The following is a 25,196-nucleotide window of genomic DNA, read 5'->3' as shown; positions in this document are numbered from 1 at the left end:
TTTTTCCGGGAGGCTGCCGCCGGTGCCAAGAGGGTTTGACGTGTAAGTGTCTGATTTTGCTTGATATGTCTGGGAGGCTCGCATTAAGGATGACGAGTTCAGGCCGAAGCTCGGCAAAATCGGGTCGCGCGGCTCGAAGGCCGGCAAACGCTATGCCGGCCAGGTTCGTGCGGCGATCAACCGGGCTGGCGGCCGGCCGCAACGCGGTGGTCGCTTCACAGGAAGCCGGACAGGGCGCGGCGGGGCGGCCGCCGCACTGCTGAAATCGCGCGACCGGTATGCCGCCTTCCGCCAGCGCCGGGTGATCGTCAAGGCGCGGGTCGTCAAGCTCGCCGGCAAGGGCGCGGACGGGGCGCGTGCCCATCTACGCTATCTTCAGCGCGACGGGGTCACCCGCGAAGGTGAACCTGGCGAGCTCTACGGCGCCGACAGCGGCCGCGTCGACGGCAAGGCGTTCATCGATCGCGCGGACGGCGACCGCCATCAGTTCCGCTTCATCGTCGCTGCCGAAGACGGCATCGAGTACGACGACCTCAAGGCGCTGACGCGGCGGCTCATGGCGCAGATGCAGGAAGACCTCGGCACGAAGCTCGACTGGGTCGCGGTCGATCATTTCAACACCGGCCACCCGCACAGCCACATCATCGTCCGTGGCAGGGACGACCGTGGCGAGAACCTGGTCATCGCGCGCGAATATATCTCATCTGGCATCCGCGAGCGGGCGGCCGAGCTGGTCAGCCTCGATCTCGGTCCGCGAACCGACCGCGAGATTGAGCTTCGCCTGCGCCGGGAAATGGAGCAGGAACGCTTCACCAGCATCGACCGTCGGCTGCTCAGCATGCGTGATGATGACGGCCTGGTCTCGCCGGGCGGTCCCGACGCCATTCGCCAGACGCTGCACCAGGGACGGCTGCGCAAGCTCGAGCGGATGGGTCTGGCCGCGGAGGTCGGCGCTGGCTCCTGGCGCCTCGACGATGAGCTCGAAGCCACGCTGCGCCGCACCGGCGAACGCGGCGACATCATCAAGACCATGCACCGCGAACTGACCGGCAAGGGGCTTGCCCGCAGGGCCGCCGACTGGGTGATCCACGATCGATCCGGCGAGCCCGTCCAGTCTCTCGTCGGTCGCGTTGTCGCGCGTGGACTGGCCGACGAGATCAATGACCGCCATTACATGATCGTCGACGCCGTCGACGGTAAGAGCCATTGGATCAACATCGGTAGAGGCGAGGCGATGGAAACGATGCCTAATGGCTGCATCGTGCGTGTCGCGCCAAGGAACACCGAGCCGAGGCAGGTCGATCGTACCATCGCCGAAATCGCCGCCGCGCATGGCGGCCGTTACGACGTCGATATGCACCTGAAGCATGACCCATCCGCCACCGAGAGCTTTGCGCGAACGCATGTGCGGCGGCTGGAGGCGATCCGCCGCGCGACCGGCGGCGTCGAGCGAGAGCCGAACGGCACCTGGCTCATCGCGCCGGACCATCTCGATCGCGTCGCGAATTATGAGGGCCAGCGGGCCAGGGCCGAGCCTGTCGTTGCCGACAAGCTCTCCTCAATGGCGCTGGAGCGACAGGTCAGCTTCAACGGCGCCACCTGGCTCGACCGGGAGCTGGTTGCCGATAGACCCGAGCCTTTGCACGGATCCGGCTTCGGCCGCGACGTGAGAGAGGCGCAAGCTCGCCGGCGGCAGTGGCTGATCGCGCAAGGCCTCGCGCATAAAGAACAGGATGGGATCGTCTATCGAGCCAACATGCTTTCGATCCTGCGCCAGCGAGAACTGAACCGTGTTGCTGGCCAACTGTCGGAGGAACTTGGCCTGCCCTATGCCGAAGCGCGATCCGGAGGACGAGTAGAGGGTACGCTCCGCCGCTCCGTCGAGCTTGCCAGCGGAAAATATGCCGTCGTTGAAAAGTCGCGCGAGTTCACGCTGGTGCCATGGCGGCCGGTGCTTGAGCGCCATGTGGGCAAGGAGGTCTCCGGTGTCGTAAGTGGGGAGGGGATTTCATGGACCGTCGGCCGGCAAAGGAGCGGACCTGGTGTTTCGTGAGATGGTGTACAGCTTTTTAGCCAGCGGCGCGGGCAGCCATGCGAGCCCGCGTAGACCTTATGGCCGCACGCCCGCAATCGGTCGCATGGACCTGCCAGGCGGGGCGGCTTTGGAGCGTTCGGACCCGACACGCTGCGTGAGTGGCCAGACTTCGAGCGCTCGAAGATGCGGACTGTTGTCTGCTGGCCGGCGTTATTCCGGCTGGCCTATGACCGCGGCGCAACAGTTCACCGCTGAAGTTGCCACGGGCGAACATCGACAAGAGAAAAAACACCATTGCGCGATACAAATCGCCGTTGAAAGCGTTTAGGTTGCATGCGCTTCGCCAAGTAAACGGATACCCCAGAAGAGAGCCATGACCACGGCCCGCCATATCGTGACGCTGCTTAAAAGCCACATTGCCGGCGACGAGGATCGTTTCCTCTCTATCGCGATGCAGCTTGCTGCGCATGAGGCACGTCAAGGCCATGGTAAGCTTGCTCAGGAGCTCAAGGATCTGGTCGACGCAGCCAAGAGCAGGGACGCCCGGATTGTCAAGAGCAGTCGGCCGGTTCCCCTTTTTCAGCCAAAGGGCGAGCTCGCAGGGCTCCTGCATGTGCGCTATCCGGACCTGCGACTGACCGACATGATTTTGCCGGACAGTCTGCGCTCGCGCCTGCACCGCGTGCTGGGAGAGCAGCGCCAACAAGCAAGCTTGCGCGAGCACGGGCTTGTTCCCCGTCGCAAACTGCTTCTGGTCGGCCCGCCAGGATCAGGCAAGACGATGACCGCATCGGCATTGGCCGGGGAGCTTCATCTGCCCCTTTTCACGATCGTCCTCGATGGTTTGATCACCAAGTTCATGGGAGAGACTGCCGGAAAGCTGCGGCTTGTTTTTGATGCAATGCAGGCGACGCGGGGCGTCTACTTCTTTGACGAATTCGATGCCATCGGCGCGCGTCGAGGCGAACGCCAGGATGTTGGCGAGATTCGGCGCGTGCTGAATTCGTTTCTGCAGTTTCTCGAGCAAGACGACAGCCACAGCCTGATTATTGCGGCAACAAATCATCCCGAGCTGCTCGACAGAGCTTTGTTCCGCCGTTTCGACGATGTCATCGAATACGCCGTGCCCGATCGGCCGATTATAGAGGCGCTGCTTCGGGCTCGACTCGACCGCTTCGACACCAGAGGGCTTGCCTGGAACGAGGCGATCTCTCAGGCAGAGAGACTGTCGCAGGCCGAGATCACGCGCGCGGCCGACGACGCTGCAAAAACCATCATATTGCGGGGGGGGAAGCGGATCACCTCGGAAGCGCTCATCGACGCTCTGAAGGAACGCCGGCAGGCGTCGCTGTTTGAGTAGCGACAGCACAGATCATAATGGCAGACGATTTTCCGCGCGACCGCGCCCATATCCACCTTCGCAACAACGGCATTCGGGAAGCCTATCGGCGGCCCAACCAACTTATACATGCACCGCCGCTGCCGGCGCGTGATCGGGCGTCGCATGCTGCGGCCTTGACGCAATCCATCGAACAAGCGGTCGAAAGTGCACGCCAGCAGATTGCGGCGCGTGACCCCCAGCTGTCGGTCGGCACGCCTGGCTTTTACCTCGCGATCGATCTGCCCATGTCCGGACGGGCGGCCCTCGACCAGTTGGCCGATCGTCGCCAGCACATGGAGCTGGTCGCCGTCCATGAGCCAACTCAACCCGGTGCTCCCATCACAGCGTCGGTGTTCCTGCCGCAAAGCGCGCAAGCCTATTATTTGCGGAAAGTCGAGGCGTATCGAGACGTTGATACTGACCGCGGCAGACCGCGCAACGAGCCGCTCGTCTCCCGCATGGAGACAGTCAGGCTGGCGACTGCACGATCGTTGTTTACCGACCACGACGACCTCTTCCCCCAGGCCGCTGACGAGCAGGTGTGGTGGGAAGTCTGGCTGCGCGACGGTCGCCGCGAGAACTTCGAGCACATTGCCGAAGCCCTGAACATCACTTTGCGCACGCATGCGGTTAGGTTTCCGGAGCGGGTGGTCATGCTGGCCCTCGCCAGCACGGCAATGCTCGACCGCATGATTGCGCACAGCGATGTCGTCGCCGAGCTGCGGCGCGCGAAGGATACGCCGTCCTTCTTCCTGGGCCTTGGCGGCGCGGAGCAAAGGGACTGGAGCGACGAGCTTCTCGGGCGCGTCAGACCGCCTCAATCCGATATTGCGGTCTGCATTCTCGACAGCGGCGTGCGTCGCACCCACCCGTTGATCGAACCCGCACTTGCCGTTTAAGACTGGCACACCGTCAAACCGGCATGGGGCAGCGACGACACACCTGCGTGGAGCGGCCACGGGACGCGAATGGCAGGTGTCGGCCTGTACGGTGATCTGGTCCCGCTCCTGGTCGGAGGCGATCCAGTTCCATTGCCCTTTCGGCTGGAGAGTGTTCGTATCCTTCCGCCAGAAGACGAGGCAAACGATCCAGAACTCTATGGCGCGATCACCGCGGAAGCGATCGCCCGCGCCGAGGTGCAGGCGCCGGAGCGCCGCCGCGCGATCGCAATGGCTGTGACAAGCGCCAGTCCGGCGCGTGGAAGGCCCACATCGTGGTCTGCCGCTATCGACCAACTCTGTTTCGAAGAGGAACAGCGACGCTTGATCGTTCTCTCTGCCGGCAACATCGGCGATGACCTCATGCCGGCCGAGCATTTGACGCGCAACGATCTGGAAGCAGTCGATGATCCTTCTCAGGCCTGGAATGCGCTGACGGTCGGCGCTTTCACAGAAAAGGTCGATATCATTGACACCGACTTTTCGGGCTACGCTCCGATCGCGCCGGTCGGCGAGCTCTCGCCGCGCAGTCGCACTTCGGTCGTTTGGGACAGGCAGTGGCCGGTGAAGCCCGAGGTCGTCTTCGAAGGCGGCAATCTCGCCCATGACGGTGTGTTGCCCGGCGAGCCGATCGACGATCTGCAGATATTGACCACTTTCTGTCGACCCGAACTGCGCCACTTCACCACCCTCGGAGATACGAGCGCGGCAACGGCCCATGCCGCACGGATGGCGGGACTAATTCTATCAGCGCGCCCCGAGCTGTGGCCTGAATCGGTTCGCGCCCTGATCGTCCACTCGGCCGAATGGACTCCGGCGATGCGCGCACGCATCGATGCGTGCAACGGAGCGAAGGGCGAGATCCAGGCGCTCGTGCGGCGCTATGGTTACGGCGTGCCAGATCTTGGGCGCGCGCTTCTGTCAACGGTGAACGACCTCACGCTTATCGTTGAAGATGAGCTTCAGCCTTTCCAGCGCGAGGGCGGCGCGGCTGCCAAAACGCGTGACATGAAGCTGCATCGCCTGCCTTGGCCGAAGGAGCAGCTCGCGGCGCTCGGCGCTGCCCAGGTCGAGCTCCGCGTCACGCTGTCCTATTTCATCGAACCCAACCCCGGTGAACGCGGATGGACCCGCCGGCATCGTTACGCGTCCCATGGTCTTCGGTTCAGAGTAAAGTCAGCGACCGAGACAGTCGACGAATTCCGAGCCCGCATCAATCAGGCCGCTCGGGACGAGGAGGAAGGGGCGCCTGCTGGAGGCGGAGAAGAGTGGCTGCTCGGCACCTTCCGCGATCGCGGCTCGTTGCACGCCGATTTCTGGTCGGGCAGCGCCGCCGATCTCGCCGAGCGTGACGCGATCGGCGTGTTCCCGGTCGGGGGCTGGTGGAAGGAGAAGCCTTACCTGGAACGCGTCGACGCTCTGGCTCGGTACGCCCTGATTGTGACGATTCGGGCGCCTGGGGTCGATGTTGACATCTTCACACCCGTCGAAGCAGCCCTGACTGTCGAGACGTCGGTCGAGACCTGATGCAGCACTGTCCAAACCGGCCAACAACGGAGGTTTGACCAGCCTCTGGTGCCATGGCGGCTGGTGCTGGATCATCACGTCGGCACGGGATCATGCGCGGAGGACGATAGGCCGGCAAAGGAGCGGGCCAAGCGTGTCATAATGGCGCCCATGGTCACGCCCACAAGCCGCGCCCCCTGCGTCTACGGAGAGGTGCGCGTCTGCTTAGGCGGCCGAGACATCGCTTACCTGATCAACGCGCTCCGTATTTGCGCCTGTAAGCGGCAATGAAATCGTCGTCGCTACAGATGCAGCGGCCGCTGGAGTCCTTGGCCTTCGGATCGTGCAAGTGAGAGCCAAGGGGGCGCAGAAGATTCACCCGAGTGCTCGTCGTCGGGCTCATGGGAAACCCCGCACTATGCTTGACCAAATCCGCGGCAAGCATAATCCCGGCAAGCACCGACTGAAAGGCCATCGGAACCACAGTTCGAACGCGGCGACTTCCTTCGCTAAGCTGGAACACCAGACCGCCGCAGATAGCCTGCTGATAAAAGGAGCGCAGGGGCTGGCCGACAAACGGGGCTAGCGGTTCAAACGGCACAGCCATCGCTGTAGCCACGCGAACTACAAAGTCGTTGGGAACTCCGGCATTTGTCTGCAGGAGCGTTTTCACCTGCTCGTGTGCTTCCGGTATTCCGAGTTCCTCGGCAATCAGCTGGTGCTCGTCCTTGGATTTTCCGGATGGCAGGTACATGCAACAAAGGCAAGCCTGGCCGTCATCGAAACCATGCCGGGAGATACCGAGATCGTGCTCCTGCATCCAAGCGTTTGCGATCCATCGCGGCAGTGCACCTTGGACAGCCAGACGGTCGGCGGCGGTGTCAAGCGCCACACCCACTTGGTCTAAGACCCAATTGCCCCGGCGCGCAACATATTCTGCCCACGTCAGAGGGTGCGCCTCGACCTCAAGGCCAGTCGATCTAAGGGCGGTGGCTGCAAGAACCGCCTTGGACATACCAATCTCCGCCTGGCCGGCCAATGCGTAGCGCTGCAGGTTTGAGAGTTCGATCGCTTCGTGATCGATTACATGCAGACGACCCTTGAGATCGGGTTGTCTCGCTAGCGCCCAAAGCGAGCCATGGCCTATCGCACCGAGCCCAACGAGGTGGGTTTCGCCAAGGTCGACTGGGAAGTCGATCGGGCCAGCCTCCCCGGCTTTGGTCTTGTCGTAGCTGCATAGCGAGAGGTCGATGGTTTCGTCCAACTCGGCGCCGGTCAACTGGGCGGCGAAGATAGTTCGAAAGACGTTGGCGGCGCCGAAGCAACTGGCGGCGCCAGCTCCAAAAGGCAGCAGACTTGGGCCAGAGCCCACCGGGTCCGTACGCGACAGCTTTGCCGCCCAACCGTCCGATCCCACGAAAAAGATCGGGCACCGGAGTGATGGGCGCGTTACCCCTGCAACGACGCAGACGGTGGCAGACTTGCCGGAACGCCGGATGCCGACTTTTGGATTGATCGACTTTGCCAAGCGCTCCAGCGCTTGGGCTTGAGAGCTCGCCGCGCTGTCCAGCGGGAGTATCGCCAGAACCGGGTAGAGCCTAGCGAGCAATCTCACCGCAAGATCTAGTGTCGCCTGGCCTTCGGCGCAGGAAGCGGCCTGATGGTCGAAGGCGACTGCCACGACCTGCTTTTCAAGAGCTGCTTTGAAGTCTCCCAGATGAAAATCGGCCAGGACCTGAGATGCCGCCGTGGCGGCACGATCGATGAAGTTAGCGAATGCCATTGTTCAACTCGATATCATGATCATTCGCGACAGTGCCGCGGGAGGGAGCGCATTCCATTTGGCCTTTTCGTCAAGCCGATAGGCGGCGACCCGAGCAAAATCGAAAGGCTCGCGGGCGAAATTCGGCACTACCAGCGACAGACACCCAACCGTGGTAGCAACCGCATAAGCGTCGTCCGTCGTCGAATGGTAGGCGCGGCCCGGATGGCTGTGAATCTGGGCCAAGAGTTTCAGGCCGCTTTTGTAGAGCCAGACATTGAGCCGGTGCAGTTCTTCGGCCGCAACGATCACGCAAACGCCATCGTTTGTCCGAATGTGACGCTGCGCCGGGATAACCGTCTCTGTTACGGCAAAGTGCCGGTCTTGCTGAACGCCGACCCAGAGCGCCATCCCCTCATTGCCTTCGCGACCAACTGAGCGCAGATGCCCATGCGTGGTCGAGATGCAGCCGCGCGGGAGAGTCACGATCGTTACATCTCTCAAACCAGTCATTCTTGTATCGCCTGAGGGGATACCACCATTCCTACGATTGCCGGTGGGAGTTGAATCTGCAACTGCTCTATAGGAATGATTCCGTACTTGATGATCTTGTCCAGGATGAAGGCCAAACAGCCTTCGCCAGAACCCCGATGAAGTAGCCATGGATCACCTGAATGGGCTGGATTGTCGTGGTATTCCCGGACGCCCGCCATGCACAGGAATGGTTCGTCCTCGGGACTGTTGGCCTGGATGAAGTCCGTCAGCGGCACGGCGTTCTGCTGGATGAGAGCTCCTATCATCTCCGGCGGCGTTCCGGGCAGCGGCGGACGTCTAAGCATTTTCAGGTATAGATCTTTCCGGGCAATCGGATGACGCGTAAACGGATCGACGAAGACCACGGACGGTGGTCTTAAGTCGTAGTCGGTGAAGTCGACCTCGCTCGCTGCGCTGATCACCCGTGGTTTTAACTTGAGGCTTGCGAAAATGAAGAAAGCGCGCGGAAAGGTCGCCTCGATCAAGAAGCAGCCCTGAGCCCGATAGACATCAGCATATGGCCGGAACCGGCCGATCTCCCGATCAAACTTCGCTCGGGAGACCTCCGGATCCACACTTTGGGGTTTAGGCACCTGCGACGCCCGCCTTCAGGCTGAGGAACAGGGTCACAGTATTCGGGAAACCGAAATCGCCAAGCTTCTTGTCGACGTCGAGCAAGTTGCCGGCCTCATCCTTCAATTCCCAATTCTCGGCTGGTTGGGCGACATTCTGCGTGTTCTCAAGGGCTTTGGTACGAATGACGTGAAGCGGCTGGTTGGGATTGGCTTCGACCTGCGTGGGCTGGCCGTTCACCACCATCGTGATCTCGATCTTGCCCGGCCCGCCGCCGTGATTATCGCCCTTACCCGAATCCTTCGACATTGTCCTACTCCTGTGGCTTGCCAACCGTCCCACGCCCTGGCGCCCACCTGCGAGTGAGACCGGCGGTCTTCAATCGTTCACCCGGCGCCACGGCCGCGAGTACGCGAAAGACAGGGGATAAGCTACCGAATCGGTGCTTGCCTTCTTTTATGGGTGACTTGAGCCGCAAGTAAATGGTCTCAAATTGCTCCTCACAACTATAATCGATTATAGCAATGCGAAAATATTGGCGACACGCCTATTCATCTGCTCTCTCACTCGCCTGCTCCGTGCTTGGCAAGGGGAGCTTTGACTGCGTCACGCGTCCCCCAATCCTGCAACGCATTCACCCGAGCCTGCGCGACACCAGCGCCCGCACCGGCCGTGATCCGCAGAACGAAACGCTGATCGTGGCGTTCTATCGCGAACTGGCGCTGCTGTTCTGGCTAGACGATTGCAACGACGTTGGCCTGATCGCGCCGGAGCAGCTCGCCGCCGTGGAGCAGGCGCTGGGGCACGGCGTACCGTGCGTTCTCTCCGGATTCGAGGGCTGCGCTCAGCTGCGCGCTTCGCTGGTGCTGGATCGGCGAACGGCGCCGGCCACGGTGGCCGCTGGCTGGGAGTACATCCATTTCGAACACTGCGCACTGCCCGAGTTGGACCTGACGCAGATCGACCTGCGCGCCTCGCTGCTGGGCAAGGCTATGCGCGCGCCGCTGCTGATCAGCTCTATGGCCGGCGGCATGCCACGGGCCGAGGCCATCAACCGGCATTTGAGCGAGGCAGCGCAAGCCTTGCGGATCGCCATGTGCGGTTCGCAGCGTGTGAGCCTGCAATCCCGTAACTCCCAGGGGCTAACGCGCGCGCTGCGCCGCCTGGCGCCAGACATTCCCTTGCTGGCCAATATCGGCGCCGCGCAACTGCGGGAGGCCGACGGCCTGGACCTGGCGCGTCGCGCGGTGGACGCGCTGGAGGCCGATGGGCTCATCGTCCATCTCAATCCGCTGCAGGAAGCGGTACAGCCGGGAGGGCGACCGCGACTGGCGCGGCGTCCTGGCGCTGATCGCTGGCGCCGCGCGCATCGTGGGCGTGCCGATCGTGGCCAAGGAAGTGGGGGCGGCCTGTCCGCCTCGGTGGCCTGTGCGCTCGTCGAGGCGGGCGTGGCGGTAATCGATGTCGCCGGCGCCGGCGGCACCAGTTGGGCCGCAGTGGAGGGCGAGCGCGCCCGCAATGCCGCCGACCGTGCAGTGGCGATGTCATTCGCCAATTGGGGGATTCCCACCCTGACCAGCGTGCAGGCGGTGCGTCGGGCGCTGCCAACGGTGAAGCTGATCGCGTCGGGCGGGATCCGCGATGGCGTCGACGTGGCCAAGGCCATCCGCCTGGGCGCGGACATCGCCGGGCAGGCGGCCAGCGTGCTGGGCGCGGCGACAGTGTCCACCGAGGCCGTTGTCGCGCATTTCGAGATCGTCATCCGCCAGTTGTTGGGTCACCATCAAACCAATTTGACGCCCCGGGACAATATCGTCCGGCATTGTCCGGTGTGCGACGATGTTGGGGATGCGACATAGGCGGATTGCCGTGTATTAAACCGCTTTTCCTTTGGCACGCATATTGCGCCCTATCGGTAAACCTCGTCATGGGCCGGCGGCAATCGCTCGGAGATTGTCGAAATAGCACAATCTGCCGGGGTGACATCCGGCCCGACTAGAGCAGGACCTTTCAGATGATGCAGAAAAGCAAGCGGCCATACTCGCGGGGAAATAGTCGCGTCAGGGCTGCATGGACGCTCTTTCCTGGTTGTTTCGGCGACGGACGCCAACTCTTCAATCGGCACCCGAACCAGTGCCTGGATGTCCAAGGAGCGCCCCTGTTGCGCGTGCCTGGCTGCACCCGCGTGCTGGCTCTCCTCCAAGGCGACGCTCGGCGCTGCTGCAGACCGGCGACGAGAACCCAACTTCAAAATTAGCATTCCGAAAACCGAAAGAAGTGAACAGGTATGTCCAGGATCGGCGCTTTGACGCGCGCGGCATGGCGATCGGCAACTCAGACGCTGGCCAAGGGTTCGAAAAGTTTACACCCGACGCTAGCGCCGGCCGATTTCAAGCGCGCACTTACGATCAACGATCGATATGGCGGGCTCACTGTCAATGTCCCCAAAATGCCTTTCTGGCTGACCGGGGGTGAAGCCTTCGTCTACCGCCGGACTAGCCACGGCGAGCAGCAGTTCATGCAGGTCGATGCTGCCACGGGTTTCAAGCGGCCCGCTTTCGATCAGGCGCGTCTGGCGGCAGCGCTAAACAAGGTGAGCCATGAGAGCTATCAAGCCGGCAATCTTCCGTTCGACCGTTTCGAACTGAGTGAGGATGGTCGCAGGCTCGACTTCCAGATTGAAGACACCCGGTGGAGCTGCGACCTTGCAAGCTATGACTGTACCAGCACCACATTCGATGCAAGGAAAGGGGACCGTAGGGAGCTCAGCCACCGCTACACGCCGCCAGCGGAGAACAACCCCGACAAGAGCAACGCGTCGCCCGACGGCAAATGGATCGCCTATATCAAGAACTGCAACGTTTTCCTGCGCAGCGAGGACGGATTGCAGGATGTTCCTCTGAGCCGGGACGGAGCCGAAGGCAATTGCTACGTCTTTTCGACGCTGAGCTGGTCGCCGGACTCGCGCCACCTCGCCGCTTACCTTGTTCGCCCCGGCTATAGGCGAGAGGTCCGCTACCTCAATTCATCGACGGACCAGTTGGAGCGGGAATATTCAACAATATTCTATCCCAGGCCGGGCGATGTCCTTCCGCTGCCCCAACCAGTCCTGTTCGACATTGCCGGCCGGCGCCAGATCGTGATTGACGGTGCCCTCTTCTCGAACGTCTTCGAACTTTCCCCTCTCCGGTGGTGGGCGGACAGCCGCGGCTTCACTTTCGAATATAACCAGCGCGGGCATCAGCTCTATCGCTTGGTCGAGGTAGACGCCGCCTCGGGCCGCGGGCGCTCCCTGATCGATGAGACCAGCGAGACATTCGTGGATTATTTGCCGCTGGGGCATGGCCAGGAGGATGCCGGAAAAATCTTCCGTTACGATGTCGATGACGGGAAGGAGATCATCTGGGCATCAGAGCGCGACGGGTATGAGCATTTGTATCTTTTCAACGGCCGGACAGGCGCGCTCGAAAACCAGATCACCCGAGGTGAGTGGGTCGTCCGGAGGGTCAACCATGTCGATCCGGTGAAGCGTCAGATCTGGTTCGAGGCGAGCGGGATGAACTCGCAGGAGGACCCCTATTGGGTCCATGCTTACCGCATCGGCTTTGACGGCAAGGGACTGACTGCACTGACGCCCGAACCGGCCAACCACCATATCGAGTTCTCGCCTGACAGGCGCTATTATGTCGATCTCTGGTCACGCATCGATCTGCCCCCGCGCATGGCACTCTACCGCGCCAGCGACAATGCCAAGCTCCAGCAGATCGAGACGGCCGACATTTCCGAGCTCGTCGCCGCAGGCTGGCAGCCGCCGCTCAGTTTCCATTCCAAGGGGCGCGACGGCAAAACTGACATCTGGGGTGTGCTCCACCTGCCAGCCAACTTCGACCCGACGAAGAAATACCCGGTTGTGGAGAATATCTATGCTGGACCCCACGGCTCCTTCGTCCCAAAATCCTTCTCGCGGTGGACAGAGCCGCTCACGCAGCTGGGCTTCGTCGTTGCTCAGATCGACGGCATGGGCACCAACAACCGCTCCCGCGCCTTCCATGATGTTGCTTGGAAGAATCTGAAGGACGCAGGATTTCCCGATCGCATTCTGTGGCACAAGGCGGCGGCCGCGCAATATCCATGGTACGACATATCCAACGTCGGCATTTTTGGCGCATCCGCCGGCGGCCAGAGTGCAGTCAGCGCGCTGCTCTTTCACCCCGATTTCTACAAGGTCGCCGTCGCCAAAAACGGCTGCTTCGACAACAGGATAGACAAGACCTGGTGGAATGAACTGTGGATGGGGTGGCCGGTCGGCATTGAATATTCGCAATCCTCCGCCGTTGACAATGCTCACAGGCTGCAGGGCAAGCTGATGATCGCGGTCGGCGAAATGGATGATAATGTCGATCCGTTTTGCTCGTTCCAGCTTGCCGATCGACTCATCAAGGCAGGAAAAGATTTTGACATTGTCTACGTTCCTGGTGCCAATCACCATACTCTAGGCACCTACACCGAGCGCAAACTCCTAGACTTCTTCGTTCGCAACATTCTCGGTCAGACCCCGCCCGACTGGAACAGCAAACCGATCGAGCTGGAGTAGCTTGTGGCTCTTGCAATTGTTAGCTCGCCTTATCGGCTGTAATCAGGGCGAGGCGCGAGCAAATCTGCACCGAAGGACGATCGTGGAGTCTAGGACTTGCGCTGCGTATTGAGGATAGGCTCGCCGCGACGTTGGTCTGAGCAAACTGCTTGATAGGCACGCCTGCAGACCGCGTGTGTGCGATTGCAAGATCCCCTATCAGCCTGGTGTGAAGCGTTCAGGGGAAAAGCCGCACCCAACGCCGCTTCCGCTCGCCGTAACGCTACGGCGGTGCGGCCCACCCGATCCGCTCGACGAGCATAGGAACACATAGGTCCCCGAACGGACGATTACCTTGGCAATAGAAGACCCTCGTCGGTCATCGCCGCTGTGGGTGGCAGCCCGTCGGTCTGGAGCTGCCACGATTCTCATCCTCGCGTCACATATGAGCTGAAGCTTTCCGGATCGGGTATCCAATCGGCATCCAGTTGCTCGGCGATATGGTTGAATTCTACCTCAGGACAAGAGTGAGTAGAGCAGCCCCGCTACGAAAATCCTATCCTGGTTCGTTTGACGCATCGACTATTCAGATTGATTGGCGTGATACCCGGCGCGGCCGCAACACGCTAGGCCGTCAACCGCTGAGCAGAAAACCAGCCTTCGCCTTCCGCGGCGGCGGACCTCGTCAGCCTTTCGAAAGCTTGCCTGAGTAGGTTGCTCATGTGATCTGTGGAAGTGAGGCTAGCGTGCACCCGTACAAACTGGACATTCATCGTAGCAGCTTGGCTGCAGGTGCAGCACGCCGTACCGCACGAGCAAGCGGACAAGCCGGCCAAGCCGGTTTTGAGCAGCACTTGGGCGAATTGCAGGCGGCGGATGAGTTGATGAGTGCACCAGGCGAGGATGTCCTCGTCAATGGCTCGCATGGCAAAGGTGAGTTGAGACCAACGAAGAGGCAGAGGATCCAAAGCAATCTGCAGCATGCTGTCACTGAGCGGCAACCAGGTCAGGTTGGTGACTCAGGCGCTCGCGCGATGATGCAACTCCCTGCCCATCAGGTGGGTACATCGGAACGGGAGGCGCAGCTCGCGATGCAGGGGGATGAGCACGAATACACCCCAGCGCCGCATCTCGATGGGTCGATGCCCTCGACAGTGCAGCCGGATCGTCCAATTGTGGCCCCCGACGGTGCCGACAAGCGTCCTGTTTATTCCAACGATGCCACCGCCATCGAAGGGCTGAAGTCTGCACTCCTTGCGGGTAAAGCCAGGCCGGACACGGTCACTCGCAGCGCAAATTCTCTTTTCGGCTTTAGTCGTTGGCTCTTTCAAAACAAAAAGCCAGGGTTTGCTGCTCGGCTTTACCATCCGTCGCTGAGCCAGGATCTCGAGGAGTACGAGAGTAGGGGTGGTTCCTCCACAGTGGCTGGCGCACTGCGTCAACTGATGAAGCCGATAGGCGGAGCCGCCCCGATTGTGGGTCGCGCTGTCCTGAACCCCCATCCTGACGACGCCGCGCTCACTAGACATTTCAGATCCGCGAGCGGCTACGCAACTGCTCTTAACCATTTCAGTCATTACCTACGTCAAAATGACAAGCTCGGGATTGCGGGCCGGATTTACGATGAATCGCTGGATAAAGATGTTGAGAGCTACAAGGCCGCCTCCTCTACTCGTGGAGCTCCGATCGAATCTGCACTGGTTTATATCCGCAAGCACCCGCCGCGCGTTATACTCGGGAGTCATCTGGAAAACGCGGTCAGCATGGAGGCTCGTCCCCGTGGCGACGCTGCTCAGCATACCGCACCACAGCAGGGATTCGATTGGCCAGAGGAGCTCCTGCCGGTAGGTTATAAGGAGGGCACCGATCTACCATTGTCTCTCGCCCCAACCGCGCACCAACACCAAGCACCCGACTTTGGAGAGGCCGTCCCTCACTTGAACTGGCGCCACGGCGACCAGGGCGCCCCGGAGGGGCTGGTAGCTGCACGGGACAGGAGCAGCCCGCTGCCAAGCGAGGCGGTGCCACATAAATCTGGACGGGGACTCGCTACGCAGCCCAGATTGTGGGCGGAGAAATCCGCCTCGCCAGAGCTCTTTCGACGGCGGGCGGAGCAGGCTCTGCCGGCGTCCGCCAGAGGTGTGGAGACATCCTCCGCGGTTGATGAAGCCGCCGCTCGCCAAGCTTTGGCTTGGTTGCAGCAGGAGATGGAGGGGATCGAACCGATGCAGGATCCTCATAAGGTGGCTACACCGGAATCTGAGGCGCAGCTCGTCAGGCAGAGGGATGAACACGAATCCACCCCAGCACCGCATCCCGGAGGTGGTGGTTCGATGTCCTCGACAGTGCAGCCGGATCGTCCAATTGTAGTCCCCAACGGTTCCGACAAGCGTCCTGTCTATTCCAACGATGCGACCGCTATCGAAGGGCTGAGGGCAGCATTCCACGCGGGTAAGGCCAGCGCGAACACGGTCACTTTCAATGTAAATTCTCTTTTCGGCTTTAGTCGGTGGCTCCTTCAAAACAACAAGCCAGGGTTTGCTGCTCGGCTTTACCATTCGTCGCTGGATCAGGATCTCAAGGAGTACGAGAGTACGGGTGGTTCCTCCACCGTGGCTGGCGCACTGCGTTACCTCAAGAAGTCGACAAGCGGAGCCCCGATTATGGGTCGCCCTCTCGTGATCCCCTATCCTGACGATGCCGAGCTCATTAGAGATTACAGAGCCGCTTCGACCAAGGAGTACCTGGCAGCGCCTGCGACCGGACGGAATCCAGATACCGTGGGCGGCTATACAAATTTTCTTAGACATTTTAGCCAGTATCTGCGTCAAAATAACAAGCCTGGGATTGCCGCTCGGATTCACGACAAATCGCTGGATAAAGATGTTGAGAGCTTCAAGGCTGTCTCCTATGGTAATAGACTAAGTATCGGTTCTGCATTGGCTCACCTCCGGGATATCCTGCCGCGCATTGTGCTCGGGCGCGAAACTGTCCTTGCTGCTCATCCGGCAGACGCAGTCACCAGGCGCGTTGGGGCCGCTGCTGAAGCTGGGCCAGCGGCACCGGCAAGAGCTCCCCAACCCGCCTCGCCAGCAACCGCTAAGCTGCCAGGCACCTACCGCGGCCTTCCACTGGTTGATGTGACCACACTGACGACCAGTTCCTCTGGGGCTCAGATCGGGGCGCTCGATCCGACAGCCCCGTCCAACGTTGCAACGGGGCGGGTGCTCGGCGCCGCCGAATGGCTGAGCGACGCCCATGTCCAGAGAGATTACAATTTGCTGGAGCGGCAACTGCAGGGGATCAATCCGGCGCTCGCTGCCCGGACTCGGCTGGTGGATCCTTCCGTATCCCATCTACTGCGACACACGTCGCCGCAAGACGCTCGAGGCATATTGCAGTCCATCTATAATCAAAACAACGCCACAGCCGACTTCCTGTTCTTGCCAGTGAATAATGGCACGGCTACTAGCCCCGGCACCCATTGGTCGCTGCTGCTCGTTGATCGCCGCGACCCCGAAAGGCGGTTCGCCTATCACTACGACTCCCTCCAGCGAGAGGGATATAACGACGTGCCTGCAAAACAGCTCGCAGGACTGCTGAATGCTACCTTGGCGCCAGCCCCCATGGCCAGACAGACGAACCATTATGATTGCGGCGTATTTGTCCTGGAGGGCACGTGGGCGCTGGTTGAACGATTGGTGAAAGGGCAGCGGCCAGACCACGAGCCGCTGCCCCTCGACAACCTCGTTGCCGATCGGCAGGCGCTGCAAGACCGGCTAAGGAGGCGCTTGCCGCACGAGGAAGAGCCGCGGCAGCTGCTGGAGGATGAACCCGCCTCCCCACCGATGATGGCATTCGAGCCAGGGGAACTGCGGCAACTGTTGGAAGACGAGCCTGACTCCCCACCAATGATGGCGTTCGAGTCAGGGGAACTGCGGCAACTGTTGGAAGACGAGCCTGCCTCCCCACCAATGATGGCGTTCGAGTCAGGGGAACTGCGGCAACTGTTGGAGGACGAGCCTGCCTCCCCACCAATGATGGCGTTCGAGCCAGGGGAACTGCGGCAGCTGTTGGAGGATGAACCCGCTTCCCCACCGATGATGGCGTTCGAGCCAGGGGAACTGCGGCAGCTGTTGGAGGATGAACCCGCTTCCCCACCGATGATGGCGTTCGAGCCAGGGGAACTGCGGCAACTGTTGGAAGACGAGCCTGCCTCCCCACCAATGATGGCGTTCGAGCCAGGGGAACTGCGGCAACTGTTGAATGATGAGCCTGCCTCCACTTGGGCACAAATCAATTCGACCCCACATGCGCGAGCGGACGGTGTTCATCAGCCAGCCCAGGCGCCCTGGCTCCCTGAACGCAGAAGATAACTTTGCGGAGGAGCGGTCACGCAACTGTCGGCGGCGCCGGGCCTCAGGGTGAATGGAGAGGATGGTGTCGCGTGAAGGCGCAACACGCGTGCTGACCGACCTGCATAGTAGGAAGTCGTTCATTGCTCCCAAATCGTATGTGAGGAACATTCCTGTCCCGGCTGCACCGCGCGATGCTAGGTCGCGTTGTTCAGCGGGCCAAGCCGATGACACCTACGAAGCTACTGATCGGGCAGATCGCCGTTGTGTGCGCAATTGTCATTATCGGCGTATGGACGGCAACCCAATGGTGCGCTCAAATGCTGACCTACCAGACGCCTCTCGGCGCACCATGGTTTCTCTTCGCCGGCTGGCCAATCTACAAGCCGTGGAAGCTGTTTGAATGGTGGTTCCACTTCGATGCTTATGCGCCGGAGGTCTTCGACAAAGCCGGTACGCTTGCAGGCGCCAGCGGATTCCTGGGCTGTGCCGCCGCAATCGCAGGCTCGCTTTTGCGCGCGCGACAGCGCGGGTCGGTTACGACCTATGGGTCTTCACGGTGGGCCACGACTCATGAGGTCGAGACGGCAGGGTTGTTACGGCCGGCGGGCGTTTTCCTCGGTAGGCTGAACGATCGCTATCTGCGCCATGACGGCCCGGAGCACGTCATGGCATTTGCGCCGACGCGTTCGGGCAAGGGCGTGGGGCTGGTTGTTCCAACGCTACTTTCCTGGACCGGGTCTGCCATCATTCATGATATAAAAGGCGAAAATTGGCAGTTGACCTCCGGCTGGCGGTCGAAATTCTCGTACTGCCTTCTGTTCAATCCGACCGACCCGAGATCGGCACGCTACAACCCGCTGCTGGAGGTGCGCAAAGGCCCAGATGAGATCCGGGACGTTCAAAACATCGCCGACATCCTCGTCGATCCCGAGGGCGCGCTGGAGCGACGGAATCACTGGGAGAAGACCAGCCATTCACTCCTAGTTGGCGCCATTTTGCACGTGCTCTACGCTGAAGAGGACAAGACGCTAGCCCGCGTCGCCACCTTCCTGTCGGACCCGCAACGCTCGTTTGCCGCAACGCTACGGCGGATGATGACGACAAACCATCTCGGGACGGGGCATAACCCTCAGGTCCATCCCGTAGTGGCCTCGGCGGCTCGCGAACTCCTGAACAAGTCGGAAAACGAGCGCTCAGGCGTCCTCTCGACCGCCATGTCCTTTCTTGGGCTTTATCGTGATCCAACGGTCGCGGCGGCCACTTCGTCCTGCGACTGGCGCATCGCTGACCTAGTGGATGGAGAGCGACCGCTGTCGCTCTATCTGGTCGTGCCGCCTTCGGATATCTCGCGCACCAAGCCTTTGGTGCGACTGATCTTGAACCAGATCGGCAGGCGGTTGACGGAGCGTCTGGAGGGGGACCCGAAGAAGAGCCGTAAGCATCAGCTGCTCATGATGCTGGACGAGTTTCCGGCGCTCGGTCGCCTCGACTTCTTCGAAACGGCGCTCGCCTTCATGGCAGGTTATGGCATTCGCTCCTATCTGATCGCACAATCTTTGAACCAGGTTTCAAAGGCCTATGGCGAGAACAATGCTATTCTCGACAATTGCCACGTGCGAATTGCCTTTTCCTCCAATGACGAACGCACGGCCAAGCGCATCTCGGATGCCCTCGGCACCGCAACCGAACTTAGGTCGATGCGCAACTATGCGGGCCATCGGCTTGCGCCCTGGCTTTCACATGTCATGGTGAGCCGCCAGGAAACCGCGCGCCCGCTCCTGACGCCAGGCGAGGTGATGCAATTGCCGCCGTCAGACGAATTGGTCCTGGTTTCTGGGTTGCCGCCGATCCGCGCCAAGAAGCTGCGCTATTATCAGGATCAGAATTTCACAGATCGGGTGCTGCCTGCGCCGGTGCTGCACGACGGACCCTATGCGGACTGCCCTGCATCACGCCCGGACGGCTGGACTGGACAAGTGTGCAGCGTCGATAGCCGACTTGCTGCGGACGAGGAAAGCGCCGACGCGCCAGTTGAAGACGAGGGAGGCGTTCAGCAGCAACGCCATCCAAGCCTGCCCGAAGAAGACGTTGTTGTCTCTCAAGAGCCCGATCAGGCCGATCTGTACAAGCCCGCAGACGATGACAGCGAAGCGCTCGCGGACAAGCGTGTCATGGATCGGATTTCCACTGCGGCCCGCGCCTACGGTATCAACGAGGGCAGGGGCGACGATGTCATTCCCGGCTTCTGAAGTCCGCTGAGTTGCAGAGCGCACCTCAGCGTAGATAACGGCCATAAGCAATTTTGAGCGTCTGGCCGATGCTTCTCCCGTCGCCGGCGCAACGCCGGGCCGTCGGAACGAGCCGCATGAAGCCGCACCGCATTCGCCATCAGTTTCTGCTTGAGCCGGAGCTCAGCGAGAAACTGGACAACCTCAGTCGCGATCCGTCAACGACCAAATCAGCGATCGTGGCGAAGGCGATCGAGGCGTTCATCGAGCGGCGTGGCGAGAGCGAGTTCGATCGGCGCTACGGCGTAAGGCTTGACCGGCTCTCCCGCGATCTTGCCCACGTCAGGCGCGATTCCGAGGTGATCCTGGAGAGCCTGGCGCTCTTCATCCGCTTTTCGATCACCCTTCACGCCCACACGCCGGTCCCGGATCGGGCAACGCAGGCTATTGCCCAAGAGCGTTTCGAGAAATTCGTTGAGAAGGTCGGCCGCCAGATCGCTTCCGGCAAAAAGTCGCTTAGCAAAGACAATGGTGGGGGAGGGGAAGGATGAGCTCTCATCCCGAGGCCGACCACCGGCGGCGTGTCATGCTGCGCACCGCCATGGGTCCGGCAATCACCGAAGCCCTGGCCGATCCGTCCGTCATCGAGGTGATGGTCAATCCCGACGGCGCGCTGCGACTCGACCGGTTAGGCGAAGGTCGGGTCGATACCGACGTTCACATGCACCCGTCCGAGGCAGAACGTATCATCCGCCTGGTTGCTTCGCACGTGCGCGCCGAGGCGCACGCCGACAACCCGATCGTCAGTGCCGAATTGCCGTCTGGCGAACGCTTCGAAGGCCTGCTGCCACCTGTGGTGTTGGCGCCATGTTTTGCCATCCGCAAGCCCGCCGCGAAAGTCTACACCCTGGCCGACTATGTTGCCGAACGCATCATGCTGCCGCTGCAGGCCGATGCGCTGAAAAAGGCCGTCCGCGAGCGGCGCAACATGCTGATCGCCGGCGGCACTTCCTCGGGGAAGACAACACTCGCCAACGCTCTGCTGGCTGAAGTCGCCGAATGCGACGATCGGGTGATCCTGATCGAGGACACACGCGAACTGCAGTGCGCGGCCAGGGACTGCGTTGCCCTGAGAACAAGGCGGGGCTCGGTCACCCTTGCCGATCTCGTGCGCTCGACGCTGAGGCTCAGGCCGGACCGCATCATCGTGGGCGAGGTGAGGGGCGCGGAAGCGCTCGACATGCTGAAGGCATGGAACACCGGGCACCCAGGCGGCATCGCTACCGTACACGCCAATTCCGCGCGCTCGGCTCTCTATCGCATTGAGCAACTCGCCCAGGAAGCGGTGGTCACCGTTCCCCGCCGGCTCATCGCTGAGGCGATAGATCTGATCGTCTTCATAGCGGGACGCGGCTCGTCGCGCCACATCGACGCAATCGCCGAGGTCACCGGTCTCGACGGCAGCGGCGATTACGCCGTTGCCCCGCTCACGCTTTCGCAACTCCAGCAGCTTTGAAAGGCCTTCCTCATGCGCAAGAAGCTTCGCTTTCTTTCGTCCACAGCGCTCGCGTTTCTTAACACGGCCCCGGTTTATGCCGCCGGCTCCGGCATGCCGTGGGAGCAGCCGCTGCAGCAGATCCTGGAGTCCGTGCAGGGACCGGTCGCCAAGATCGTTGCGGTGATCATCATTATCACCACCGGCCTGACGCTTGCCTTCGGCGACACCGCCGGTGGTTTTCGGCGCCTGATTCAGATCGTCTTCGGTCTGTCAATCGCCTTCGCGGCATCGAGCTTCTTCCTCTCCTTCTTCTCCTTCGGTGGTGGGGCGCTCGTCTGATGGCCGCCGGGGAGCAGCATATCGAGGGCTTCGCAGTACCGGTCCACCGGGCGCTGACCGAGCCGATCCTGCTCGGCGGGGCTCCGCGCGCGGTGGCGATCCTCAACGGTACAGTGGCCGCGGCCATTGGCTTCGGCTTGCAGCAATGGATTGCTGGTCTGGTGCTTTGGATCGCAGGCCACTCGTTAGCGGTGTTTGCCGCAAGACGCGATCCGGACTTCGCCAGCGTGCTTGTGCGCCACCTACGTCTGAAGGGGTGGCTTGCATGCTGAACCTTTCGGAATATCGAAGCAAAGCCGACCGGCTTGCCGACCATCTACCCTGGGCTGCCTTGGTGGCGCCCGGCATCGTGCTCAACAAGGACGGCAGCTTTCAGCGGACGTTGCGGTTCCGCGGCCCGGATCTCGAAAGTGCGACGGAGGCTGAACTCGTCGGCATTTGCGCCCGGGCGAACAATGCTCTCAGACGCCTTGGCTCTGGCTGGGCATTGTTCTTTGAGGCCGAGCGCACAGAAGCGCTGGGCTATCCGAACTCGCATTTTCCTGACGCCGCGTCGTGGCTGGTCGACGAAGAACGCCGCGCTGCTTTCGAGGGGAAGGTAGCGCACTACGAGAGCCGCTATCATCTGACCTTGGTGTTTATGCCACCGCCGGACGCCCAGGCGCGCGCAGAAAGCGCGCTCGTCGACTCTCATTATTCCCGAGGAGAAAGAGACTGGCGCCAGGATCTGGCGAGGTTCCGTGACGAGACCAACCGCGTGCTCGATCTCTTCTCGGGTTTCATGTCCGAAGTACGCGTCCTCGATGATGCTCAGACGTTGACCTACCTCCACGGCACGATTTCGCCTCGTCGCCATCCTATCATGGCCCCGGAAACGCCGATATATCTGGATGCAATCCTGGTCGATGCGCCGCTTACCGGTGGCCTGGAGCCGATGCTGGGTGAGCAGCATCTTCGCACACTGACCATCCTCGGCTTTCCGAACCTCACCCGGCCCGGAATCCTCGATACCCTCAATCATCAGGATTTCGCCTATCGCTGGATGACGCGCTTCATTCCGCTCGAGAAAACGGAAGCCACGAAGACGCTGACGCGATTGCGCCGGCAGTGGTTTGCCAAGCGCAAATCGATCGTGGCAATCCTACGCGAGGTCATTACCAACGAGCCGGTCCCGCTTGTCGATAACGATGCCGACAACAAGGCGCTCGATGCCGACGAAGCCCTTCAGGCATTGGGCGGTGATCATGTGAGTTTCGGCTATCTCACCACCACCGTGACGGTGTGGGGCGAGGATCGCCAAGCCGCTGCAGAGAAGCTTCGCGCGGTCGAGCGCATCATCAATGGGCTCGGCTTCACCACGATCCGAGAAGGCGTCAATGCGGTCGAGGCTTGGCTCGGCTCATTGCCTGGCCATGTCTACGCTAACGTTCGCCAACCGCTCGTTCATACATTGAACCTTGCCCATCTCATGCCGCTGTCGTCGGTTTGGGCCGGTCCTGCGACAAACGAGCATCTCGCGAAAGTCACCCAAACCGAAGCGCCACCGCTTTTCGTTGCCGAGACCAGTGGGTCGACACCGTTTCGGCTTTCCACCCACGTCGAAGATGTCGGCCACATGCTGGTTGTTGGTCCGACCGGCGCCGGCAAGTCGGTTCTGCTTGCTCTGATTGCTCTGCAGTTCAGGCGCTATGCCGGCGCCCAGGTTTATGTCTTCGACAAAGGCAATTCGGCCCGTGCTGCAACACTTGCCATGGGTGGAGAACACCACGCGCTAGGAGCGGACGGTTCCCTTGCCTTTCAGCCACTGCGCAGCATCAACGACCAGGCTAGCCGAAGCTGGGCGGCCGAATGGATCGCCAGCCTTGTTGCCCACGAGAACGTCACCGTCACGCCGGAGGTGAAGGAGGCTATTTGGTCAGCGCTGGCCAGCCTTGCCACCGCGCCGGCGCAGGAACGCACACTGACCGGTCTTTCGGTCCTGCTTCAATCCAATGCGCTGAAGACCGCATTGATGCCCTACACGCTCGACGGTCCCTTCGGCCGCCTGCTCGATGCCGATCATGATGGGCTGGCCTTGTCGGATGTGCAGTGTTTCGAGACCGAGGAGTTAATGCACAGCCAAGGCGCTTTGCTGCCGGTGCTTACCTATCTGTTCCAGCGACTTGAGGAACGGTTCGACGGACGGCCCACGCTGATCATGCTCGACGAGGCGTGGGTCTATCTCGACAATCCGCTGTTCGCCGCCCGCATCCGCGAATGGCTGAAGGTGCTGCGAAAGAAGAACGTGTCGGTTGTCTTCGCTACGCAGTCGCTGGCTGATATCGCGGGCTCTGGCATAGCGCCGGCAATCATCGAAAGCTGCCCGCAGCGCATTTTCCTTCCCAATGATCGTGCCGTGGAACCCCAGGCGCGCACAGCCTACGAGCGCTTCGGTTTAAGCGAGCGGCAGATCGAATTGATCGCCCGCGCCACGCCGAAGCGTCAGTATTATCTGCAATCGCGCCGCGGCAACCGTCTGTTCGAGCTCGAGCTTGGCCCCATCGCTCTTGCGCTTTGCGGTGCTTCCGATCCGGCCACGCAGACTCTGATCGACAGGATCATGTCCGAAGACGGGCAAGGCAGCTTTGCCTCGCAGTTCCTGATCGCGCGCGGCCTCGATTGGGCCGGCGAACTTCTCAAGCAATTCCCTCAACCAGACAAGGAGCAATTCTCATGATGCGGCGACGCCTTCTCTCCGGCCTGATCACCGTTTCCCTGATCGCCAAGCCTATGGCCGACTATGTGCAGCCCGCGTACGCCCTTATCGTGTTCGATCCGTCCAATTATGCGCAGAACGTGCTGACGGCCGCGCGCGCATTGGAGCAGATCAACAACCAAATCCAGTCGCTGCAGAATCAGGCGACCATGCTGCAGAACATGGCGCGCAATCTTCAGCGTCTGGATTTCTCTTCCGTTGGCCAACTCACCGGTTCGCTCCATCGCATCGACGGCTTGATGGACCAGGCGAGTGGCCTCAGCTTTGATCTGGGCAAGCTTCAAGACCAGTGGCGCAGCCAATATCCGGAAAGCTACGACGCCACGATCAAAGTCAGCGATGTGGCGAGTGCTGCGCGGGAGCGTTGGCAAACCGCCATGCAGGCGTTCCGCCAGACCATGGGTGTCCAGTCGCAAATCGTCGAGAACGTCCGCGCCGACGGCGATCTGCTCGCCGATCTCGTCAACCGCAGCCAAGGGGCGGCCGGTGCGCTTCAGGCAAGCCAGGCCACCAACCAGCTGATGGCGCTTTCGACAAAACAGCAGATGCAGATCCAGACGCTGCTCGCAACGCAGTTTCGAGCTGAGGCCGAGGATGCCGCCCGCAAGGCCCAGTCAGACGAAGCCGCCCGCGAGATGACGAAGCGGTTCTTGGGTACCGGCTCGGCTTATCCCGGCAATTAATCACGAGTTCATCACGACGAGAAAGGCAGCGGC

15 protein-coding genes and 3 pseudogenes are annotated in these 25,196 nt (G+C 61.3%); 14 read left to right on the top strand and 4 right to left on the bottom strand.

The annotated features are described in order from the left end of the window. Window positions 1-82: 82 nt before the first annotated feature. From rlxS to EN861_RS08120, 3 genes and pseudogenes are all read left to right on the top strand, one after another. A complete protein-coding gene (rlxS, locus tag EN861_RS08130) occupies window positions 83-2,053 on the top strand; it encodes a relaxase/mobilization nuclease RlxS (RefSeq protein ID WP_024505648.1) in 1,971 nt (656 codons plus the stop codon). A 355-nt stretch (window positions 2,054-2,408) separates the two neighbouring features. Beyond that, window positions 2,409-3,395, top strand: coding sequence for an ATP-binding protein (locus EN861_RS08125; RefSeq protein ID WP_126057775.1), 987 nt, complete (start codon window positions 2,409-2,411; stop codon window positions 3,393-3,395). Window positions 3,396-3,412: 17 nt separating this feature from the next. Then, window positions 3,413-5,881, top strand: a pseudogene (locus tag EN861_RS08120) (S8 family peptidase). Between the two features lie 232 nt (window positions 5,882-6,113). Here the strand turns inward: EN861_RS08120 and EN861_RS08115 are convergent. Genes EN861_RS08115 through EN861_RS08100 form a run of 4 tightly spaced genes read right to left on the bottom strand, consistent with a single transcriptional unit; the run spans window position 6,114 to window position 9,038 of the window. After that, window positions 6,114-7,643: an E2 ligase fold family C protein gene (locus EN861_RS08115; protein WP_126057776.1), complete on the bottom strand. Its 1,530-nt coding sequence runs from the start codon at window positions 7,641-7,643 to the stop codon at window positions 6,114-6,116. 3 nt (window positions 7,644-7,646) lie between these two features. Beyond that, complete coding sequence (locus tag EN861_RS08110; protein ID WP_126057777.1) at window positions 7,647-8,135, bottom strand: Mov34/MPN/PAD-1 family protein; 489 nt, start codon at window positions 8,133-8,135, stop codon at window positions 7,647-7,649. Continuing rightward, entirely contained in the window at window positions 8,132-8,749 is a 618-nt protein-coding gene (locus tag EN861_RS08105) for a putative metal-binding protein (RefSeq protein ID WP_126057778.1), read from the bottom strand. The genes EN861_RS08110 and EN861_RS08105 overlap by 4 nt, the downstream gene beginning before the upstream one ends. Beyond that, complete coding sequence (locus tag EN861_RS08100) at window positions 8,742-9,038, bottom strand: DUF2604 domain-containing protein (RefSeq protein ID WP_126057779.1); 297 nt, start codon at window positions 9,036-9,038, stop codon at window positions 8,742-8,744. The genes EN861_RS08105 and EN861_RS08100 overlap by 8 nt, the downstream gene beginning before the upstream one ends. A gap of 311 nt (window positions 9,039-9,349) precedes the next feature. On the opposite strand from EN861_RS08100, the pseudogene EN861_RS35820 reads away from it, so the two are divergent. From EN861_RS35820 to trbJ, 11 genes and pseudogenes are all read left to right on the top strand, one after another. After that, window positions 9,350-9,589: pseudogene (locus EN861_RS35820) on the top strand (hypothetical protein); the annotation flags it as partial. After that, window positions 9,578-10,501, top strand: a pseudogene (gene fni, locus EN861_RS08095) (type 2 isopentenyl-diphosphate Delta-isomerase); the annotation flags it as partial. The pseudogenes EN861_RS35820 and fni, both read left to right, overlap by 12 nt. Before the next feature lie 515 nt (window positions 10,502-11,016). Next, a complete protein-coding gene (locus EN861_RS08090; protein ID WP_126080685.1) occupies window positions 11,017-13,323 on the top strand; it encodes a S9 family peptidase in 2,307 nt (768 codons plus the stop codon). 833 nt (window positions 13,324-14,156) lie between these two features. Continuing rightward, a complete protein-coding gene (locus EN861_RS08085; RefSeq protein ID WP_245454737.1) occupies window positions 14,157-17,678 on the top strand; it encodes a Ulp1 family isopeptidase in 3,522 nt (1,173 codons plus the stop codon). 206 nt (window positions 17,679-17,884) lie between these two features. After that, the gene (locus tag EN861_RS08080) at window positions 17,885-19,909 is read left to right on the top strand and encodes a conjugal transfer protein TraG (RefSeq protein WP_024502848.1); all 2,025 of its coding nucleotides are present in this window, start codon (window positions 17,885-17,887) and stop codon (window positions 19,907-19,909) included. Between the two features lie 116 nt (window positions 19,910-20,025). Next, complete coding sequence (locus EN861_RS08075) at window positions 20,026-20,439, top strand: CopG family transcriptional regulator (RefSeq protein ID WP_095488561.1); 414 nt, start codon at window positions 20,026-20,028, stop codon at window positions 20,437-20,439. After that, window positions 20,436-21,404, top strand: a complete 969-nt coding sequence (trbB, locus tag EN861_RS08070) for a P-type conjugative transfer ATPase TrbB (protein WP_024502850.1) — start codon at window positions 20,436-20,438, stop codon at window positions 21,402-21,404. Before EN861_RS08075 ends, trbB begins: the two co-directional genes overlap by 4 nt. A 12-nt stretch (window positions 21,405-21,416) precedes the next feature. Further along, window positions 21,417-21,725 (top strand): TrbC/VirB2 family protein, encoded by a 309-nt coding sequence (locus EN861_RS08065; protein ID WP_126057781.1) that lies wholly within the window; start codon window positions 21,417-21,419, stop codon window positions 21,723-21,725. Further along, the gene (locus EN861_RS08060; protein ID WP_024502852.1) at window positions 21,725-21,997 is read left to right on the top strand and encodes a VirB3 family type IV secretion system protein; all 273 of its coding nucleotides are present in this window, start codon (window positions 21,725-21,727) and stop codon (window positions 21,995-21,997) included. The genes EN861_RS08065 and EN861_RS08060 overlap by 1 nt, the downstream gene beginning before the upstream one ends. Beyond that, on the top strand, window positions 21,991-24,441 hold the full coding sequence (trbE, locus tag EN861_RS08055) for a conjugal transfer protein TrbE (protein ID WP_126057782.1): 2,451 nt from the start codon (window positions 21,991-21,993) through the stop codon (window positions 24,439-24,441). The genes EN861_RS08060 and trbE overlap by 7 nt, the downstream gene beginning before the upstream one ends. Further along, entirely contained in the window at window positions 24,438-25,163 is a 726-nt protein-coding gene (trbJ, locus tag EN861_RS08050) for a P-type conjugative transfer protein TrbJ (RefSeq protein ID WP_024502854.1), read from the top strand. Before trbE ends, trbJ begins: the two co-directional genes overlap by 4 nt. The last annotated feature ends 33 nt before the right edge of the window (window positions 25,164-25,196 follow it).

It is taken from the genome of Mesorhizobium sp. M8A.F.Ca.ET.218.01.1.1 (genome assembly GCF_004791165.1).
In the GTDB taxonomy this organism is placed as follows: domain Bacteria; phylum Pseudomonadota; class Alphaproteobacteria; order Rhizobiales; family Rhizobiaceae; genus Mesorhizobium.
The sequence above is the reverse complement of the archived record's forward strand: the minus strand, read 5'-3'. Positions and strand labels throughout refer to the sequence as shown.

What these genes read in the sequence shown, in the direction of transcription:
- EN861_RS08110 (WP_126057777.1), bottom strand. Translation starts at nt 8,135, where the DNA reads ATGACTGGTTTGAGAGATGTAACGATCGTGACTCTCCCGCGCGGCTGC.
- EN861_RS08115 (WP_126057776.1), bottom strand. Translation starts at nt 7,643, where the DNA reads ATGGCATTCGCTAACTTCATCGATCGTGCCGCCACGGCGGCATCTCAG.
- EN861_RS08090 (WP_126080685.1), top strand. Translation starts at nt 11,017, where the DNA reads ATGTCCAGGATCGGCGCTTTGACGCGCGCGGCATGGCGATCGGCAACT.
- EN861_RS08125 (WP_126057775.1), top strand. Translation starts at nt 2,409, where the DNA reads ATGACCACGGCCCGCCATATCGTGACGCTGCTTAAAAGCCACATTGCC.
- EN861_RS08100 (WP_126057779.1), bottom strand. Translation starts at nt 9,038, where the DNA reads ATGTCGAAGGATTCGGGTAAGGGCGATAATCACGGCGGCGGGCCGGGC.
- EN861_RS08060 (WP_024502852.1), top strand. Translation starts at nt 21,725, where the DNA reads ATGGCCGCCGGGGAGCAGCATATCGAGGGCTTCGCAGTACCGGTCCAC.
- EN861_RS08080 (WP_024502848.1), top strand. Translation starts at nt 17,885, where the DNA reads ATGACACCTACGAAGCTACTGATCGGGCAGATCGCCGTTGTGTGCGCA.
- EN861_RS08065 (WP_126057781.1), top strand. Translation starts at nt 21,417, where the DNA reads ATGCGCAAGAAGCTTCGCTTTCTTTCGTCCACAGCGCTCGCGTTTCTT.
- trbE (WP_126057782.1), top strand. Translation starts at nt 21,991, where the DNA reads ATGCTGAACCTTTCGGAATATCGAAGCAAAGCCGACCGGCTTGCCGAC.
- trbB (WP_024502850.1), top strand. Translation starts at nt 20,436, where the DNA reads ATGAGCTCTCATCCCGAGGCCGACCACCGGCGGCGTGTCATGCTGCGC.
- EN861_RS08075 (WP_095488561.1), top strand. Translation starts at nt 20,026, where the DNA reads ATGAAGCCGCACCGCATTCGCCATCAGTTTCTGCTTGAGCCGGAGCTC.
- trbJ (WP_024502854.1), top strand. Translation starts at nt 24,438, where the DNA reads ATGATGCGGCGACGCCTTCTCTCCGGCCTGATCACCGTTTCCCTGATC.